We start from the raw sequence: 16,882 nt of genomic DNA, 5'->3' as shown, positions 1-16,882 counted from the left end.
GTCAATCCGACTGCGATCCCGGCGGCCAGCAGAACTCGGCGGGCTCGATCGTGTGACGCCATCATTTCATCCTTAGTTGCACAGCACCGGGTATGAGCGCCATCGCGTCCGTTCGGCGGCAGCACTGTATCGTGCGGGAGCACAGCGCCTTCCACGTACACATTCTCGCGCAGCTCATTCAAAGTACATGGATCGCGACTCGGTCTCCGCGCGATTGCTGCGGGCGAATCTCCTCATCGTTCCGGTTCGGGGGTATAGGGGGAAAGAATTGAAGGCCGCCCGGTATTGAACATCCGCTGCGCCGGCTCTCCGAAGCCGGCTCGTGCGGACCGAATTCGGTCCGCAGGTCGATCAGTTCGCTTCGGGTGCTGTCGTAGAGGCGACTCCGTCGTCGCCCTGCGCTCGTTGCTCACCCGGTGACAACACGATGGGCACGCGAAACGGTCGGCAGGCTCCATCCGGCCGACCGTTTCGGCGTTCCCCCGACGAGGGCCTACCGGGTCGGAACGCCCTCCGGTGACTCACAGGACCGGGACGGTCACTGAGACCATGGCCTCCGATTCAGGCACCTGGTTGGGGTCGTTGCGATAGACGTTGAAATGGTGGGTCGCGATATCGTCGTCGGTGCGAGCGATCCTCAATCCGTTGTCGCTGATGAAGGCCGCGATTCGATCGTGGGCTTGGGGGATCATCTCGGCGAACGAGCCGGTCACAGTTGCGCACACTGCGCGGCGAATCGGCAAGTGCAGCGCCACGAGCGGGGCTCGCGCCTCGACACTCGCGGTGGTCTCCACAAAAACCGATTCATCGACGTCGAATTCCCGGAAGTCCTCATCGTGTTCGATGCAGCCGCACAAACCGGTCATCGCGATGTCCTGCCGCTGGAGTTCAGGCATGAAACGCTCCCACAACTTCCCCTCGGCGGCGTAGTTTTCCACCGTCCCCCGCAGCGCTACCAGCGTCATCGCGGGGATGTCGATCAATTCGACCTCGATGTCGGCCATGATGTTCTCCAATTCGTTCCGATCGAGCATGCGCTCGATGAGGGCCAGCCGATGCCGGGCCGAGGCGGCCTCGTCCACGAGTGTCCTGCGCTGCGACCGCAGCGCATCGGCATACGCGGGAGTGCCGAACACAGCGAGCAGGGCTCCGATGGCGGACACGCCGAAGCCGACGTCGCGTAGCTGCCGAATCCGGCTGGCATCACTGAGCTGTTCCGGCGAATACCTGCGGTATCCACTGGCACCATCGACCACGGCGGGAACAAGCACCCCAGTTGCGTCGTAGTGCCGAAGCATCCGCACGCTGATCCTGCTCAACGAGGAAAACCGGCCGATGGACATCAGCTTCGAGGGGTCGGTCACGCCAGTGAGTCTGCAACCTCACACAGTGTCAGAGTCAACCGGCGCGGCGATGGTCGGTCAAAGGAATGATCGGCGGGCACCGATCGCGCCGCAGAGGTCTGCCGGTGAGGTCGCCGACGGCGTGTATCGGTGACGATCTCGTGGTCGCCGCTTCGGCTTCCTCCTGGCAGACGACAGCGGAAGCCGCTGTGAATCCTTTGGGGCCGCTGGCATCTCCCATACGCGTAAGACGACCGAAAGGCAACGGACGTATGGCTGAACAGCACGCCTACGCCCATCACAGCACATCCACTCAGTCCATCCCGCAACCGCAAGGAGCCCGCATGTCCGCCCACCACCTGCCGCGGCCAACTCCGGCAACACCCGGCAGCGGGCCGATGCCCCACCGTGGGCGACCCGTCTCGCGACGCTCGGTGCCCGCCTCGGCCGTCGTGGCCGCACTGGCGACCAGCATGCTGCTGGTCGCGCCCACCGCCGCTGACGCCGCCCCTACGGCCCGCCCGCCTGCCCATACCGACATCGAGTCGACCACGGCCGATCACTTCGACCGGTCGCCGTCGCTGACGGCACCCACCCACGTCGTCACCGTCGCGGGGCTGCCGATCGCCTACCGCAGCTTCGGACATGGACCAACCTTGTTGCTGACCCCATGTCTCGGACTCAGCATGGACGACTGGGATCCGGCACTGCTCGACCGCCTCGCCATGACCAATCACGTCGTCATCTTCGACTCCGACGGCGTGGGACGAACCCCGGCCGGCTCTTCGGCCATCTCGACTGTCCCTCAGCTCTCCGATCAGGCGTCAGCCCTGATCCAGACGCTCCACTTGGGCCGCCCCACCGTGGTGGGCTTCTCCCTCGGAGGATTCGTCGCGCAACGCATGGCCGTGGACCATCCCGATGACGTCGGCGCCCTGGTCCTGATGGGAACCGGCCCCGGCGGAACACAGCAGGTGCTGCCCGATCCGCCCAGTCTGGTCCGAGGCCTGCCCGCGTTCGACCCGCTTGCGCCTGCCGACCAGGTCATTCCACTGTATTTCAGCGGCCACCCCGACGCTCTGTCAGCGTGGCGTCGACGAACAGGCTTGCGCCTCAACAGGATCGGGACGAACCTCACCGGCCTCAACCGTCAACGCGCCGCGATGACCGACTGGCTCATCAACCCCACCACCAACGTCATCAGCAGCTTGCCGGCCCTGCAGCTGCCCACCCTCATCTTGGGCGCGGAGAACGACGAGCAAGAACCCGCCGCGAACTCCATCGTGCTACATCGCTACATCAACGGTTCGGAATTGCTGATCTACCCCGGGCTCGGTCACGCGTTCCCCTTCGAAGCACCAGAGCGCGTTGCCGAGGACATCGCTCGGTTCACTCTGTAGCACGACGCAGGCATCCGGCGGGTGAGCTCCCGCCGGAGTAATCGCTGTCTACGCGTTCCACCAAGGCCTCGCAACTACGGCGGCTGTTCAGGCCACCGAGACGGGACGTGAGGTCATGGCCGAGACCCGTCCGCAGGAGCGGGTGACCGCTTCGGACCTGTTCCTGCTGCTCTGGGAGGACTACGGCTGGTCCACCGACATCGGCGGGCTCGCCGTCCTCGACGGCACAAGCCTGCTCGACGTGGACGGCAGCGTCCGACTCGATGCGGTCCCGCGACACCTAGAGCCGGGGATGCCCTCGGTGCTTCGCTCGGTGTTTCCGGTGCTGCCGCCCATGGGCAACCTGCCACTTGTCGTCGTCGCCCTGTCGTACGCCGGCCAGCTCGACTTCACTGTCGCCGCGGACCAGGACAACTGCCCGGACGTGGAGGTGTTCGCCCGCGGGGTGAAACGGCACCGTCGGCATCACCCCGCTCGGGCACAGTGCGCCAGAGGGACTGGGCACGGTCCCACTGATCGACATGGCACCGAGCAGAGTGGTGGTTGCCTGGAACGAGGGCGACACCCACCCCCTGATCCGATCGTTCGTGCAGATAGCCACCACCGCATACCTCGATCCCCCACCTCGGCCGTCAAGGCGACCCGGTCCACGAGCCGAACGGAAAGCGCGCCTCGGGACGCACCGAAAGTGACCCGTCGCTGCACGAGCAGTGGCTGATTCGGTTCGCAGATCCGGACACAGCGTCTGGCTGCGCCACACCGCCGCCGAGTGCATCGACTCCACAACCGGGGCCGCGCCGAATGGGCAACACCACTGCCAGCGCCGTTTCCGCCGGTGTCAGTAGCGCTAGTGAACTCACTCCCTTAGTATGGCGAGATGACGGAGTGGCGGCCTACGGCCTGCATCCTGTGCGAGTGCAACTGCGGCATTCAGGTACTGGTCGGACCTGATGGCCGGACGTTCGAGAAGATTCGCGGGGACAAGCAGCATCCCGCTTCAGCGGGGTACACGTGCAACAAGGCGCTGCGGCTCGACCACTACCAGAACGGGCGCGCGGGCCGGCTCACCGCCCCGCTGCGCCGCCGCCCGGACGGCGGTTTCGACGAAATCGATTGGGACACAGCGATCTCGGAGATCTCGGCCGGACTGCGGGAGATCGGCCGCCGCTACGGCGGCGAATCGATCTTCTACTACGGTGGCGGCGGTCAGGGCAACCACTTGGGCGGCGCGTACGCTCCGGCGACCATGGCCGCCTACGGCATGCGATATCGCTCCAGCGCCTTGGCCCAGGAGAAGACCGGCGACTTCTGGGTGTCGGCGCGGATGTTCGGTCACCCGCTGCGTTCCGATGTCGAGCATGCCGAAGTAGCGCTGTTCATCGGCAAGAACCCCTACCAGTCGCACGGATTCCCACGCGCGAGATCGGTGCTCAAGGAGATCGCCCGCGACCCGAACCGGGCGATCATCGTCCTGGACCCGGTGCGAACCGAGACCGCCGAGATGGCCGAATTCCACCTGCAGTTGCGGCCCGGCACCGACGTGTACCTGCTGATGGCGATGGCCGCCATGCTGGTGCGTGACAACCTGATCGACACCGGCTGGCTGGCCGAACACGCCGAGGGGCTCGACGAGGTGCTGTCCGTGCTGCGCGCGGTGCCGATCGAGAAGTACTGCGCCATAGCCGACGTCGACCTCGAGCTGGTCACCGCCGCCACCCGGCGGCTGGCCCGAGCGGAGTCGGTGGCGGCCCTCGAGGACCTCGGCGTCCAGATGAACCGCTATTCCACGGTGGTGAGCTACGTCGAGAAGCTGCTGTGGCTGTTGACCGGCAACCTCGCCAAACCCGGAACGCAGTACGCGTTCACCGGGCTGACCGCGCTCGGTCACGACCGCGGACATCCGGCCGGACAGTGGCCGACGAGCCCTGTGGTGGGCGCACCCATCATCAGCGGCTTGGTGCCATGCAACGTGATCAGCGAGGAAATCCTCACCGATCACCCGGCACGCTACCGCGCGATGTTCATCGAGAGCAGCAATCCGGTGCATTCGCTGGCCGATTCGGCGCGGATGCGCGAGGCGCTCGCAGCGCTGGAACTGGTCGTGGTGATCGACGTGGCGATGACCGAAACCGCGCGGCTGGCCGACTATGTGCTGCCCGCGCCCACCCAATTCGAGAAGTACGAAGCGACGTTCTTCAACTTCGACTTCCCCCGCAACATCTTCCACCTACGCAGGCCGGTGCTGCCGACGCCTGAGGGTGTGCTGCCGGAACCGGAAATCCACGCCCGCCTGGTCGAGGCGGCGGGCGCACTCGGCGAACAGGACTACGCACCGCTGCGCGCCGCCTTGGAACAGGGCAGAGACGCCTACGCGCTCGCGATGCTCACCGCGTCGGCCGATCCGGCCAAGGCCAAACTGGCTCCGGTTCTGCTCTACCGCACACTGGGCCCGACCCTGCCCAACGACGCGGCCGCTGCCGCGCTGTTGTGGGTGGCCGCGCACAACTGCGTCCGCAAGTTCCCCGCGAGCGTCGAACAGGCCGGATACGGAACGGGATTGCCCGCAGGCGAGCGACTGTTCGAGGCCATCCTCTCCGGTGAACACGGCATCGTCACCACCGAGGACAGCTACGAAGAGACCTGGAACCGCCTCCGCGGCAAAAAGGTCCAGCTGGATATACCGGAGCTGCTGGAAGTGGTGGCGGGACTGCCGGATATGTCCGCCGATTCCGACGACTGGCCATTCGTGTTGTCCGCCGGGGAACGCCGGGCTTTCACCGCCAACACGATCATGCGCGACTACGGCTGGCGCAAGCGCGACGGTGCCGGTGCGCTCCGCATCAGCGCCATCGACGCGCAGCGACTCGGGCTGGTCGCCGGCGATCGGGTCCGCGTCACGACTCCTCGCGGCAGCGCGGAGGTGGCGGTCGAGCCCACCGACCGGATGCGAGCCGGGCACCTGGCGCTGCCCAACGGATTCGGACTCGATGTCGCGGAGGCCGACGCCGAGCCGATCAGTATCGGGGTAGCGCCCAATGAGCTGACCCGATTCGACTCCCGCGACGAATGGGTCGGAACACCGTGGCACAAGTACGTGGAGGCCCGGCTGGAGCCGTTGCCGAACGACTCGGCGACCGACGCCACGACAACCCTGGATACGGTCGAGGCATGAAGCGCACCACCTTCGCCAACTGGCCGTGCACCGTCGCCCGCACCGTGGACCTCATCGGGGATTGGTGGACTCCCCTCGTTCTGCGGGAGGCCTACTACGGTGCGACGCGTTTCGAGGAATTCGAACGCACCCTTGGCCTGAGCCGCAACGTCCTCAGTCAACGGCTGACCCGGCTGGTGGACGAGTCGCTGCTGGAGCGAGTGCCCTACCAGCAACGACCGGTGCGGTACGAATACCGGCTCACCGAGCAGGGCCGTGACTTCTTCCCCGTCATCGCCGCGATGATGCGCTGGGGCGATCGCTGGCGCGCACCCAGCGAAGGCCCCCCGATCACGCTGCGCCACAACAGCTGCGGGCACGACACCTACGCCGAGACGGTGTGTGCGCACTGCCGTGAACCCTTGCGGCACGGCGATATCAGCGCCCGACTCGGGCCGGGCTTCCCCGAACGATTGAGGGAGACCGCACTGGCGACCGGACGATTCGACGACAACCCGGCACAGCCTTGACCCCGATCCTCCATCGGTCTTGAGCCGTCGGTGGATCGAAGCCTAGCGACCGCCGAACCACGGAGGTCAGCGAACTTGCCGCGTCAGCATCGTCGAGTGGCGTAGACGCCTGCGTTGGTCGTTCCACCAGTGCGCCCAGGCGACGAAGCACGCACACCGAGTTCGATACTCCGGTGATGCACTCGGCTGAGCAGGCCATGACGGTCACAGGCGCGCGTCGGTGTGGCATTTTCGAAGAACGCGGCGACCTCGTGACAACCACCGGTCCGGCGCCACACCCGACGCAACGGGGTCGCAGCCTCGTCGGTGACCCGGCCGCGACGCCGGTGGCTGATCGCCCGTTGATCATCGAGCATCTCGACGCCCTCCGGACCGCATCCGCACAGTGCCGCGCACCAACGCTCAACCGCGCTGGCGGTCGAACCATTCTTCGCCGCGTGCCAGTGAGACGACCTGGACCTCGGTAACGCCGCGGCGGTCGGCTTCGGTTCGATCGCGCGGCAGATCCAGTGGTGAGTTGTTGACGACCATGCAGCCGATACAAACTGCGCCGCAGCGGATCTGCACAGATCGGTACAAACCCGAGTCGCTGCGGGTTGCGATGCTGACCAGCTTGTCGCAGGAGACGCACCTCCGGTGCCGCCGGCTGCTGACGCGGGTGACCTCGAGCCGGTCCAAGGCATCCACCAGCCGGTGCGCGATGTTTCCCAGATGCCCGGAGAAGTGCGACGGCAGGGAGTCGTCCAACTCGCCGAGGATCCACACGGTGTCGGCTGCGCCGTCGGCGATGCCGATGCCGTAGTCCTTGATCAGTTCACCGTCGGGTCTGTCGTCGCCGAGCGCCGCGGCGATTATGCGTCGGGCAGCCCACAGACGGGCCTCAGGATCGAGAGCCATGAGTCCATCCCTATCCAGAAAAGTCGTATGAAAAAGTGACAACGGGTCGGTAGAGGGCGCGTGCGGGTTTACGCGACCTGTCGCGGTTCTCCGGCCGCATCGCCGGTTTCGATGACGGGTAGTAGAAGACGACGAGATCGGTTTGGAAGCCGGTGTCGTCGACCGTATCGTTGCCGCCGGTCGCGTCGGTCACGCGCCGGGATCGATGATGGCTTTTCCTTCCACGTGGCCACCGGCGAGCCGGTCCAGCGCCGAGCCGAGCTGTGCCAGGCTCAACGGAGTCTCGGCGAATTCTTCACCCAGGACCGGGTTTTGCGACAGCATCTGCAGGGCGGCGGGCAGGTCGGTGTCACAGACGTGGGCCAGTGTGGAGTCGAGGGTGATCTCGCGGAAGATCATAGAATGCAGGTCGACCTCCGGCCTCTGCTTCGGTATGCCGACGGCCTCGACCCGTCCGCCGTCGGTGACCAGTTCGAGCGCGAGTGCCAGCTGCCCCGGCGCACCGCTGGCCTCGATCACCACATCGGGCTTGTCACCGTCGAAAGCCTCGGCGAGCTCCTCGCCGAGCGAGGAAGAGGCGATCAGGGTGAGATCGGCGCCCAGGCGCTCGGCACGGGCCAGGCGAGAACCGGCGATATCGACGACGGTGATGTCGTAGTCGCCGAGGTGGCGGAGCCCGGCCAGGACGAACGAGCCGATCGCGCCCGCGCCGATGACCACGATGCGGTCGCCCGCGTTGGCGCCGGCGCGGCGGGCCGCGTGGATGCCGACGGCCAGCGGCTGGGCTAGAGCGGCATGGTCGAGGGCGAGGCCGATGGGCAGCGCGCGCAATGTCTTCGACGGCACCGCGACGTATTCGGCCATCCCACCGTGGAGGTTGAGTCCGAGGGTCCGGTACTGCACACATTTGTTGGTGCGGCCTTCGGCGCAGCGCCGGCAGTCACCGCACCAGATACCGGCGCCGCTGGCGACGAGGGTGCCGGAGGGGAATTCGGATCGGGGATCGGCCTCGACGATCTCGCCGACGAATTCGTGGCCGGGGATGATAGGGCCGAGGTGTCCGCTGTGCGGGTGACGGTGTCGCACGGGGAAGACTTTCGGGCCGGCGATCCATTCGGAGGCGTCGGTTCCGCAGATACCCGATCTCAGGACCCGTACGAGTGCCTCTCCCTCCGCGGGGACAGGAATGTCGACATCCTCGAGACGGATGTCGCGGGGGCCGTGGTAGACGGCGGCTCGCATCGTCGATGACACGGCGAATTCTCCTCGTCGATATGGTGATTGTTGGAAGTGGTCCGGGCCGGGCGGCCCGGACCACCACTGTCAGATCTTGGCGGGCGCGTCGTCGCGAGGATCGGTGATCGGCCGGACGGCAACCTCATCGGTGACCGTCGCGGTGCCGGTGCGCGGCAACAGCAACGCTACGACCGCAGCGAGTGCGAAGAAGCCGGCGCACACGATGAGTCCGCCCTGGAAACCGATGCTGCTGGCCAGTCCAGCCAGGATGAAGGGTGCCAGCGCCGAGATCCCGCGTCCGACGTTGAAGCAGAACCCGGCGCCGGTGGCGCGTGCCCTGGTGGGGAAGAGTTCGCCGAGATAGGAGCCGAACAGGCCGAAGAAGGCGGTAAAGGCGCCGAAGAGCGGTCCCAGCCATAGCAGGGCGGTCTGGTGGGCGGTGAGCGCGTAGATCGGCAGGGTAACCGAGACGCCGAGCAGGGTGATGACGATTGTGCGGTGGCGGCCGATGTGGTCGGCCAGCAAGCCGAAACCGTTGTAACCGGCGAACATTCCCAGATTCAGCATGGTGACGAAGACCGCGACCGACGTCGAGGGCAGACCGCGCTCGGCGGTGAGATAGGTAGGCAGCCAGGTCATCGCGCCCCAGTAGCCGAACAAGGCCAGGGCGGCCATGAGCGTGCCGAGTAGCGTGCGTCGGCGCAGCGAGGAACCCAGGACATCACGGACAGAGACGACATCACCGGCGCTATCGGCTTTCTGTGCCTCCCAACTGCCGGATTCCTTGAAGAAGACCAGCACGATGGCGACCGGCATGATCACCGCGGCGCCCGCGACCAAGAACATCAGCCGCCAGTCCGGGAGGAACCAGCCGGAGATGGTGGCGGCCATCGCGCCACCAGCGGGGAAAGCGCTGATCACGAACGCCGCGGCCCGGCCTCGGCTCTTCTCCGACCAGGTCTCGACCACATACGCGGACACCACGCTCCATACCGCGCCGAGACCGACACCGGCCAGGAACCGCAGCAGCAGGAACACCTCGAAGCTGGGCACGACCGCGATAGCCGCGGTGAACACACCGAAGGTGAGCAGGGAGGCGAGCAGCGCCTTCTTGCGCCCGAAGTTGTCGGCGACGTAACCGCCCAGCACGCTGCTGACACCGATGCCGACCAGGGTGGCAGTGGCCAGCAGGCCGCCTTGGGTGATCGTCAGGCCCATGTCCTTGCGGATGGTGGGCAGTGCCATGGAGAGCAGAACGATCTCCAGGGCGTCGAACAGGTAGGCGAGGAAACACCCGCCGAGCACGATCCAACGAGTACGTCGCATCGTTGTACCTCCAGTGTGAGCTGCTGGGGTCGTGCCCGGGGCAGCGTCGATCTTCGAATCACGAGGCAACGAGCGTCGCCTCGCAGGGTGTGGAACCAGAGCCGCTGCTTGTCACAACACGATTGGTCGAGACTGGGGTGGTTCCGTTCGATCCGGACCTCGACGGGCCCGGTCGCGTATATCCCGGGATGGATCCCCGGGAAGTTTTTCGACTGGCGAAAGCGTTAGCGATCGTCGCTCGGTGCGAGTACCAGGTCGAAAGTGATCTCTGCCCAGCCTTCGTGCGGACCTGAACCCTCGGGTGCGGGAGTGTCGGTGTGGTGGGTCACCTCGACGACGAGGCTGTCTTTGACGCCGAAGACCGCGTCGCAGTCCAGGTAGGGGTCGTCGGCGAGGAAGATGTGGGTGATCAGCGGCCGGAAATTCGGGGCGGTGACCATGAAGTGCAGATGGGCGGGGCGCATCGGCCCCCGGGCGGTCGCGGTCAGCAGATCGCCGACCGGGCCGTCGTGCGGGATCGGATAGGGGGCAGGCAGTACCGACCAGAACCGGTACTCGCCGTCGATGCCGGAGCTCAGCCAGCCACGGCCGGCCGAGCGTCCGTCGGGGTACTGCACATCGTAGAAGCCGTCTTCATCGGCCTCCCACACCTCGATGCGCGCGCCTGCGATCGGTTCGCCCGTCACCGAGCGGACCTGGCCGGATACATGGCAGGGCATGCCCGACGCGCCGCGGGCGATGTCGCCGCCCAGGGGTATCTCGGGGGCGTCGTCGACGAAGAACGGACCGAAGACCGTGGATTCGGTGGCGCCGGGAGCGGCGGCCTCGTTGATGGCGACGGTCAGCATGGACAGCCCGAGCACATCGGAGAGCAGGATGAATTCTTGACGCTTGCTGTCGGTGATATGTCCTGCGCGGGTGAGGAATTCGATCGCGGTTTCCCATTCGGACTCGGTGAGCCGGATTTCGCGGGCGAAGGCGTGCAGGTGCCGGACGAGGCTGTGCATCACCGTGCGCAGCCGGGGATCTGGGGTGGCATCGAAGCTGGCCAGGACCTCGGCGGTGACAGCGTCCTCACGGTCGGTCGTGCGGACGTGGACGTCGCTCATATCGCCGGTCCCGCCGGATCGGCTCCGGCCCAGGCGCTGTGCAAGATCGCGCGCAGACCCTCCTCGGTGGCCGGGGTCGGATTGTCGGCAGGTGCGATCGCAGCGATGTCCTCGATCACGGTGTCGATGTCGGACTCGGTCATGCCGAGTTCCCGCAGACCCGCGGGGACACCGAGCCTCGCGCCGAGTTCGCGCAAACTTTCGATGATGTCGGTTCGGCCCAGGGCACGGCTGATGCGATCGGTGGCGTCGCCGGCGTTGGGGGCGTTGTAGGCCAGCACATAAGGAAGCACGATCGCGTGCGTCTGGGCATGGGGCAGGTCGAAGGCACCGCCGAGAACGTGACAGATCTTGTGGTGCAGGCCCGAACCGGCCACAGCGAAGGCCGACCCGGCGAGATAAGCGCCCAAAAGCAGTTCCCCGCGACTGCCCGGATCGGCAAGGTCTGCGGTGATGGTGGTCAACCCACTCACAAGGTGGCGGATGCCGTCTTCGGCGATCGCGCTCGCGACCGGGCTGCGTCGCGGCGCCCAGAACGCTTCCACGCAGTGGGCTACCGCGTTGAGGCCGCTGGCCACCGTAAGCTCCATCGGCAGAGAGGTAGTCAGCTCGGGGTCGTAGACCACGGTTCTCGGCAGGACCCGCCGATCGGTTCCGGTGGTTTTGCGTCCCTGTTCGGTCATGCCCCATACCGGGGTGACTTCGGAGCCGGCGTAGGTCGTCGGCACCGCGAGCACCGGCAACCCGGAGCTCAGCGCTACAGCTTTGGCCGTGCCCGTGGTGGATCCGCCACCCACCGACAGCACCACATCGGCCTCGGCCTCGGCGGCCGCCTTGCGGGCCAGTTCGGCGACCTCCACCGGCACGTGCGGGCGGACTCCGGAGAATGTCGCCGCCACCCGGTCGGCGAACGGCGCGCACAGCTGGGTCGCGATCCGGCGTTCGCTGTCGGTGGCGATGAGCAGAACGCGCTGGGCGCCCAGCAGGTCCAGCTCGCCGATCAGCTCGCTACGGGCGGCGCCTGCGCCGAAAACGACGCGGCCGGGCAGGCCGTCGTAGGTGAAGCGGTTCATCGGTTCCCCCCAGGGATGACGGTGGGCCCGTAGGCCAGCAGCAGCCACCGGTCGTCCTTCCACACCCAGATGGCTTGTGCCCGGTTGGCCAGCTGTTTGCGCACCCCGCCTGCGGTGATGTCGGCATGCATCTCTCCGGAGACGACCACGGTGTCGCCCACGATGACGATCCGGTGCACCGGGTGCTCGATGCGGTGGTAGACGTAGTGGCCGGAACGGAGCTTGTCCAGATAGCTGTCGAGGGTGTCGACTTCGGCGTTGGAGTGGGCGTAGACGAGTTCGGGGTGGGCGAGGGCGGCGAAGGCATCGGCGTCACCGGCCAACACCGCGGCGTAGCGGGCGTCCTCGAGTGAGCGGATTGTCGATTCGACCTCGGCGGCGAGGGTGTCACCGGTCATGAGAGTGCTCCTGTTTGCTGGGGGGTGGAACCGGCTTCGCGCGACATCGGCTGGTTGCTTCGGCGCAGCGCGGTGAGGACCTGCGCCATGTCGGCCTGTGCCAGCCCGGCGGCGATAGCGTCGTCGAGCACGGCCAGGGCGGCTCGAGCGCCCGGCAGATTCAGCTGCTGGCGCTGGGCCAGTTCCAACGCCAGGCCGAGGTCCTTGCGGATCAGGGACACCGGCGCGGCGACCGGGGTCGATTCCGGTGCCAGATAGGCCTGCTGCTTGTAACCGACATACGGTGCACCTGCCGCGCTGCTGGCAAGGATGTCGTAGAACGTGGCGGGATCCAGCTGACCTGCTTCGGCGAGCAGAATCCCTTCCGCGACAGCCTGACTCAGCCCGGCGAGCACCGCGTTGACCGCGAGCTTGGCCGTGGACCCCGATCCGACCGGTCCGGCGTGGAACTGGGCGGCGGTCATCGCGGCGAGCACCGGCCGCGCCCGCTCGAACTGGGCAGTCGTCGCCCCGACCATCGTGGTAATCGATGCGGTCTCGGCCATCGACACACTGCCCGACACCGGCGCGTCGATCACCTCCACCCACGACTGCGCGGCCAGCTCGCGCACGACAACCGGACCGACGGTTCCCATCACGATGTGCAGGTGGCCGGGCGCGACGGCGGGCAGCCCGTCAACGATCAAGGCGCGGGTTGCCGCGCCATCGGGGAGCATGCTGATCGACATTTCGGTGGCGGCCAGCGCGGCGGGGGTATCGACGAGCGTCACCGATTGGGGCGACTGTGCGACTATCGGGTCGTAGGCGAGAACAGTATGCCCGGCGGCGGCCAAGTGCTCGGCCATCGGACGGCCCATCCTGCCCAGACCGGCGAATCCGATCAGCATGATCCTCTCCGCTCCGGTGACGCGTTCGGTATGTCGAGCCGGACAGCGGTCGCGGACAGCCGTGACGGGCGACTCGACCGAGGTTGCGCTAGCGGGGAGGACACGGGTCTCCTTCGTCGTCGATGACGGGAAGCGGGGCGAACACCGCCGCGAGAATATGTTCAGTAGCATTGAACAAATGTTGGACGTTGTCAACCTGAGCGCGACATCGATTTCATGACACTGAAATGTTGCGCTACATCGGCCGATACTTCCGGCCACGGCATCCCGACTCGCCTGAGTACTCGCGTGAGTAACGGAACACGGCCGCTTCCGGGCACGATCTCGCCGTTCACCGAACATGCCGGTAGAGTTCATCTGCAGTGAACCGGCGGCGTTCACTGTGAGTTGACGCTTTGGATCGAGAAGATGAGGGGTGCGCGGATGCAGGACAGGATCGGGCCGGCGCTGAAGCAGGCACGCCTGGATCGCGGGTCGAGCCTGCGCGGGGTGGCGGCGGCGGCGGGCATCTCGGCCAGCCAGCTGTCCCAGATCGAGAACAGCAAGTCCCAGCCATCGGTGAGCACCCTCTATGCTCTGGTCAACCACCTCGAGGTCTCCCTCGATGAGTTGCTGGGCATCCAGCACGGCCGCACCGCAGCACCGACCGGTGAGTCCGCCGCACCGTCGGGAACGGGGGTGGTTCAGCGCGGCGCCGACAATCCGGTGATCGAGATGGCCAACGGTGTGCGCTGGGAGAAACTGGCCGTCGACCCGGACGCGGGCGTGGACGCCCTGCTGGTCACCTACGAGCCCGGCGCGGCGAGTTCGGTGGACAGAATGCCCATGCGCCACTCGGGCACTGAGTACGCGTATCTGTTCTCCGGGCAGCTGACCCTGCTGCTGGATTTCGACAAGTACACGATCACCGCCGGTGACTCGCTATGCTTCGACTCCACCCGTCCACACATGTACGTCAACCAGTCCGGCGAGCCCGCGCGCGGGGTGTGGTTCATTGCGGGGCGCAATGAGCCCGGACCCTCCCGGGAATGGATCGCCGCCCAGCTCGGGGAATCCGGCACCGATCTGCCGGCAGGGGTCACGAACGCGGTCGACGCGCTGGGGCTGCTCGCCGCCGCATCGACACGACCGCACACCAGCAGGCCCCGCCGCCACGACTAGCCGCGGCCGGGCCCAGACCGATCAGAGACGTTCGAAGATCGCCGCGAGGTTATGCTTGCCGCCGATGCGCATCGTCCCGAGCCCGCAGCGACTGACGGCGCGACAGCTCGTGCAGCAGGTGGCCAGGATTGCGGTGGCGACTTCATCGTCGCACTGCGTGTCACGTAGCTCGACATATCCGGTGTACTTGGCCCCACCGGGACGCAGGTCAGCATGCTGCAATCTCGCGCCCTGGCCATACCTGAGGTACTCAGGCCGGTTTGCCGTGCAGGGTCAAAACGTGCTCGATACAGCGGATGATGAAGGTGTCGTCGACGGGCTTCTCACCCACCAGCATTCGAAAATATATCGGCGCAGCCAAGGTTTCGAGCACTTCTCGCGGGTCGGTCCCATCGCGAAGTTCGCCACGCTCGAGCGCTTTGCTGATGACTTGTGAACTCTGTTCGAAGCGGTCGATCCAGAACCGGCGGCGTGCGGCGTCGACCTCGGGATCGGCCGACAGTGCGATGACGGTTCCGATCAGCCGTACGATTCCGGGCCGAGCGATCAAGTGTGAGATCTGCTCGGCGAGCACCTGCAGATCGGTCCGCAAGGCGCCGGTGTCCGGGGGCGGGTTCCCGGCTGCCGCCAGTTGGGTGACGGCTTCGGACACCAACGCCGTGCGGGTACCCCAACGACGGTAGATCGTTGTTTCTGCGACACCGGCGCGAGCAGCGACGTCGCCGATACTCAGGCCCTCGATGCCGAACTCGGTGACCTGTTCGAGGGTGGCGGCCAGTACCGCCTCGCGCACGCGCGCCGAACGGCCCCCGGTCCGCTTGCGCGGACCCGGGGCCGCCCGTGTCTGCTCCCCCGCTATGCCTCCACGCTGGTCCATGGTCCAAGTTTTACTCGACGGACCTCGCGCGCGCCGAATACACCACGCCGCCCCGCAGCCCCGCCTGAAGGGCGGTCCGCGGGAGTCAGCGCAGATAAGCAGCGATCCAGTTACCGAATTCGCACGCCAGATGCCAGCGATGTTCGGTGATGTAGAGCTCCGGCAGCGCCGCGGGGAACGCGACCTTGAGCTGGCAGCGGAACCCGCCGCCGGGCTCGTTGCGGAACTGGTGGCGCACCCCGCCGATGACGAAGCCGTCAGCCAGGGAAGCCACCCCGGAGACGGCGAGTGGGAAAGCCGGATCCGAGGGCACCATCACCCTGGCGGTGTCGGTGTAATCGATGAAGAACTGGCTGGCCAACATCGCGCCGCCGGTCACTTCGATGACTTCCTGCCGGCCGTCGGGCAAAGTCGCGATGATGTAGTGGTCCGGACACGCATCGGTCCACACCGCACGGTCGTTGTTCACGCGCGCTCGGTCCAACCACTCCACGAAGCCCTCGGCAGTCCCCCGGTCACTGGCGACCTCGGTGATCGAATACTGCCAACGCCCACCCGAGGCAGCTATCCCGGTCCGGGCAGCGGCCTCGGAAGCGACGAGTTCACCGGCGAGCAGCTCCCGCAACCCGTCCGGACCGATCAACACTCGGGCTCGCGCCAGGGCCGCGCGTGCGGCAGGGATGTCGTCGACAGCGACTTCCAAGCGGGCCAGCAGTGAATCCAGCTCGCCGACCAGCATGCCGGTGTAGTCCTTGCGCATCCGCGCCGCGGCCACCGCCAGCCGTCGGCGTTCCCACTCGACGACCTTGGCCGGATCTACCATGGCCCCGTCGATGAAGGTGCGCAGCCCGGCACCTGCCGACTGTCCCATCGGTGACGCGGAGGTCGTCCCGGTGCCCAGACACACCGCGGCCAGGCCGGCAGCGGCCGTTGTCCCAGCTGCGTGGATCATGAAACTTCTTCTGGTCGGCATTGACCAATTCCTCTCGGGCACTTGCTTTTCACGGTCGCCAGCAGGCCGACGAGCCCAGGCTGTTAACGCAAGTTTTCTCTGCGTTAACACAGCATCGGTTACTCGCATCACCGTGTCAATGGTTTGCGCATGATTAACGCCGGAAAAGCTGGCCTTTACCACATCGGCTGGCCGATCGACGTATCCCACTTCGTCGACCACCAGGACCGCAAGGTATCGAAAGGCTCACACCTGCCAACCTCCGTCGTACGCGCCACGGCCCGACTAAATGACCGCCGAGTCGGACCAGGCAGCGTCGGCCGAACCGGCAACATGGCACAACGAGGCCGCCGAGGGCAGCCTCCGCCCGTCGTTCGGAGCGAGTAGGCACACATGCGGATCGCACGCCCTGGGCGGTAGGGGTTGCCAAGGGTTTGATCACGCCGCATTCTTAATGCAAGTTATCATTGCTTTAGTATCGAGGAGGTCGGCACGCCCATGGACGTGACCGCCACAGAGAGGCAGGACTTGGACATGGTCGA

At 66.5% G+C, this 16,882-nt stretch carries 16 protein-coding genes and 1 pseudogene; 5 read left to right on the top strand and 12 right to left on the bottom strand.

The window, feature by feature from the left end; all coding sequences use genetic code 11:
* Window positions 1-521: 521 nt before the first annotated feature.
* Entirely contained in the window at window positions 522-1,082 is a 561-nt protein-coding gene (locus tag ON21_RS33180; RefSeq protein ID WP_245562840.1) for a GyrI-like domain-containing protein, read from the bottom strand.
* Between the two features lie 69 nt (window positions 1,083-1,151).
* Window positions 1,152-1,343, bottom strand: a pseudogene (locus ON21_RS40720) (MerR family transcriptional regulator); the annotation flags it as partial.
* A 473-nt stretch (window positions 1,344-1,816) separates the two neighbouring features.
* Between ON21_RS40720 and ON21_RS36360 the strand changes: the two are divergent.
* The 4 genes from ON21_RS36360 to ON21_RS33160 all read left to right on the top strand — a co-directional run bounded on the left by ON21_RS36360 (window position 1,817) and on the right by ON21_RS33160 (window position 6,424).
* Entirely contained in the window at window positions 1,817-2,743 is a 927-nt protein-coding gene (locus ON21_RS36360; protein WP_157171142.1) for an alpha/beta fold hydrolase, read from the top strand.
* A gap of 115 nt (window positions 2,744-2,858) precedes the next feature.
* A complete protein-coding gene (locus ON21_RS39505; RefSeq protein ID WP_039804707.1) occupies window positions 2,859-3,461 on the top strand; it encodes a WS/DGAT domain-containing protein in 603 nt (200 codons plus the stop codon).
* A 159-nt stretch (window positions 3,462-3,620) separates the two neighbouring features.
* Window positions 3,621-5,915 (top strand): molybdopterin-dependent oxidoreductase, encoded by a 2,295-nt coding sequence (locus ON21_RS33165; protein ID WP_051021636.1) that lies wholly within the window; start codon window positions 3,621-3,623, stop codon window positions 5,913-5,915.
* Entirely contained in the window at window positions 5,912-6,424 is a 513-nt protein-coding gene (locus ON21_RS33160) for a winged helix-turn-helix transcriptional regulator (RefSeq protein WP_051021635.1), read from the top strand. The genes ON21_RS33165 and ON21_RS33160 overlap by 4 nt, the downstream gene beginning before the upstream one ends.
* A 402-nt stretch (window positions 6,425-6,826) precedes the next feature.
* Here ON21_RS33160 and ON21_RS33155 read toward each other — a convergent pair whose 3' ends face one another.
* The 8 genes from ON21_RS33155 to ON21_RS33120 all read right to left on the bottom strand — a co-directional run bounded on the left by ON21_RS33155 (window position 6,827) and on the right by ON21_RS33120 (window position 13,350).
* Window positions 6,827-7,321 carry a hypothetical protein gene (locus tag ON21_RS33155; protein WP_039804705.1) on the bottom strand — a complete coding sequence of 165 codons (495 nt, stop codon included), beginning with the start codon at window positions 7,319-7,321 and terminating at the stop codon, window positions 6,827-6,829.
* Window positions 7,322-7,331: 10 nt separating this feature from the next.
* Window positions 7,332-7,514 carry a hypothetical protein gene (locus tag ON21_RS33150; protein WP_039804703.1) on the bottom strand — a complete coding sequence of 61 codons (183 nt, stop codon included), beginning with the start codon at window positions 7,512-7,514 and terminating at the stop codon, window positions 7,332-7,334.
* Window positions 7,511-8,575: a zinc-dependent alcohol dehydrogenase gene (locus tag ON21_RS33145; RefSeq protein WP_245562838.1), complete on the bottom strand. Its 1,065-nt coding sequence runs from the start codon at window positions 8,573-8,575 to the stop codon at window positions 7,511-7,513. Before ON21_RS33145 ends, ON21_RS33150 begins: the two co-directional genes overlap by 4 nt.
* 69 nt (window positions 8,576-8,644) lie before the next feature.
* Window positions 8,645-9,883 carry an MFS transporter gene (locus ON21_RS33140; RefSeq protein WP_039804699.1) on the bottom strand — a complete coding sequence of 413 codons (1,239 nt, stop codon included), beginning with the start codon at window positions 9,881-9,883 and terminating at the stop codon, window positions 8,645-8,647.
* A 224-nt stretch (window positions 9,884-10,107) separates the two neighbouring features.
* A complete protein-coding gene (locus ON21_RS33135; RefSeq protein ID WP_039804698.1) occupies window positions 10,108-10,992 on the bottom strand; it encodes a hydroxyquinol 1,2-dioxygenase in 885 nt (294 codons plus the stop codon).
* Complete coding sequence (locus ON21_RS33130; RefSeq protein WP_039804696.1) at window positions 10,989-12,065, bottom strand: maleylacetate reductase; 1,077 nt, start codon at window positions 12,063-12,065, stop codon at window positions 10,989-10,991. The genes ON21_RS33135 and ON21_RS33130 overlap by 4 nt, the downstream gene beginning before the upstream one ends.
* Window positions 12,062-12,463, bottom strand: coding sequence for a nuclear transport factor 2 family protein (locus ON21_RS33125; RefSeq protein WP_039804695.1), 402 nt, complete (start codon window positions 12,461-12,463; stop codon window positions 12,062-12,064). Before ON21_RS33125 ends, ON21_RS33130 begins: the two co-directional genes overlap by 4 nt.
* Window positions 12,460-13,350, bottom strand: coding sequence for an NAD(P)-dependent oxidoreductase (locus tag ON21_RS33120; protein WP_039804693.1), 891 nt, complete (start codon window positions 13,348-13,350; stop codon window positions 12,460-12,462). The genes ON21_RS33125 and ON21_RS33120 overlap by 4 nt, the downstream gene beginning before the upstream one ends.
* 423 nt (window positions 13,351-13,773) lie before the next feature.
* Between ON21_RS33120 and ON21_RS33115 the strand changes: the two genes are divergently transcribed.
* Complete coding sequence (locus ON21_RS33115; RefSeq protein WP_051021634.1) at window positions 13,774-14,511, top strand: helix-turn-helix domain-containing protein; 738 nt, start codon at window positions 13,774-13,776, stop codon at window positions 14,509-14,511.
* A 250-nt stretch (window positions 14,512-14,761) separates the two neighbouring features.
* On the opposite strand, the gene ON21_RS33110 is transcribed toward ON21_RS33115, so the two are convergent.
* Together ON21_RS33110 and ON21_RS33105 are read right to left on the bottom strand one after the other, a co-directional pair.
* The gene (locus ON21_RS33110) at window positions 14,762-15,388 is read right to left on the bottom strand and encodes a TetR/AcrR family transcriptional regulator (protein ID WP_051021633.1); all 627 of its coding nucleotides are present in this window, start codon (window positions 15,386-15,388) and stop codon (window positions 14,762-14,764) included.
* 85 nt (window positions 15,389-15,473) lie between these two features.
* Entirely contained in the window at window positions 15,474-16,562 is a 1,089-nt protein-coding gene (locus ON21_RS33105; protein WP_157171141.1) for a hypothetical protein, read from the bottom strand.
* Window positions 16,563-16,882 lie beyond the last annotated feature (320 nt).

Source organism: Nocardia araoensis NBRC 100135, assembly GCF_000308435.1.
GTDB classification, from domain to species: Bacteria; Actinomycetota; Actinomycetes; order Mycobacteriales; family Mycobacteriaceae; genus Nocardia; species Nocardia araoensis.
This window is presented reverse-complemented; position numbering and strand designations above follow the sequence as displayed.

Bases quoted from the DNA above. Each gene is read 5' to 3' on its own strand.
- ON21_RS33120 (WP_039804693.1), bottom strand. From the start codon at position 13,350: ATGCTGATCGGATTCGCCGGTCTGGGCAGGATGGGCCGTCCGATGGCC.
- ON21_RS36360 (WP_157171142.1), top strand. From the start codon at position 1,817: ATGCTGCTGGTCGCGCCCACCGCCGCTGACGCCGCCCCTACGGCCCGC.
- ON21_RS33140 (WP_039804699.1), bottom strand. From the start codon at position 9,883: ATGCGACGTACTCGTTGGATCGTGCTCGGCGGGTGTTTCCTCGCCTAC.
- ON21_RS33160 (WP_051021635.1), top strand. From the start codon at position 5,912: ATGAAGCGCACCACCTTCGCCAACTGGCCGTGCACCGTCGCCCGCACC.
- ON21_RS33135 (WP_039804698.1), bottom strand. From the start codon at position 10,992: ATGAGCGACGTCCACGTCCGCACGACCGACCGTGAGGACGCTGTCACC.
- ON21_RS33125 (WP_039804695.1), bottom strand. From the start codon at position 12,463: ATGACCGGTGACACCCTCGCCGCCGAGGTCGAATCGACAATCCGCTCA.
- ON21_RS33155 (WP_039804705.1), bottom strand. From the start codon at position 7,321: ATGGCTCTCGATCCTGAGGCCCGTCTGTGGGCTGCCCGACGCATAATC.
- ON21_RS33130 (WP_039804696.1), bottom strand. From the start codon at position 12,065: ATGAACCGCTTCACCTACGACGGCCTGCCCGGCCGCGTCGTTTTCGGC.
- ON21_RS33110 (WP_051021633.1), bottom strand. From the start codon at position 15,388: ATGGACCAGCGTGGAGGCATAGCGGGGGAGCAGACACGGGCGGCCCCG.
- ON21_RS33115 (WP_051021634.1), top strand. From the start codon at position 13,774: ATGCAGGACAGGATCGGGCCGGCGCTGAAGCAGGCACGCCTGGATCGC.
- ON21_RS33165 (WP_051021636.1), top strand. From the start codon at position 3,621: ATGACGGAGTGGCGGCCTACGGCCTGCATCCTGTGCGAGTGCAACTGC.
- ON21_RS39505 (WP_039804707.1), top strand. From the start codon at position 2,859: ATGGCCGAGACCCGTCCGCAGGAGCGGGTGACCGCTTCGGACCTGTTC.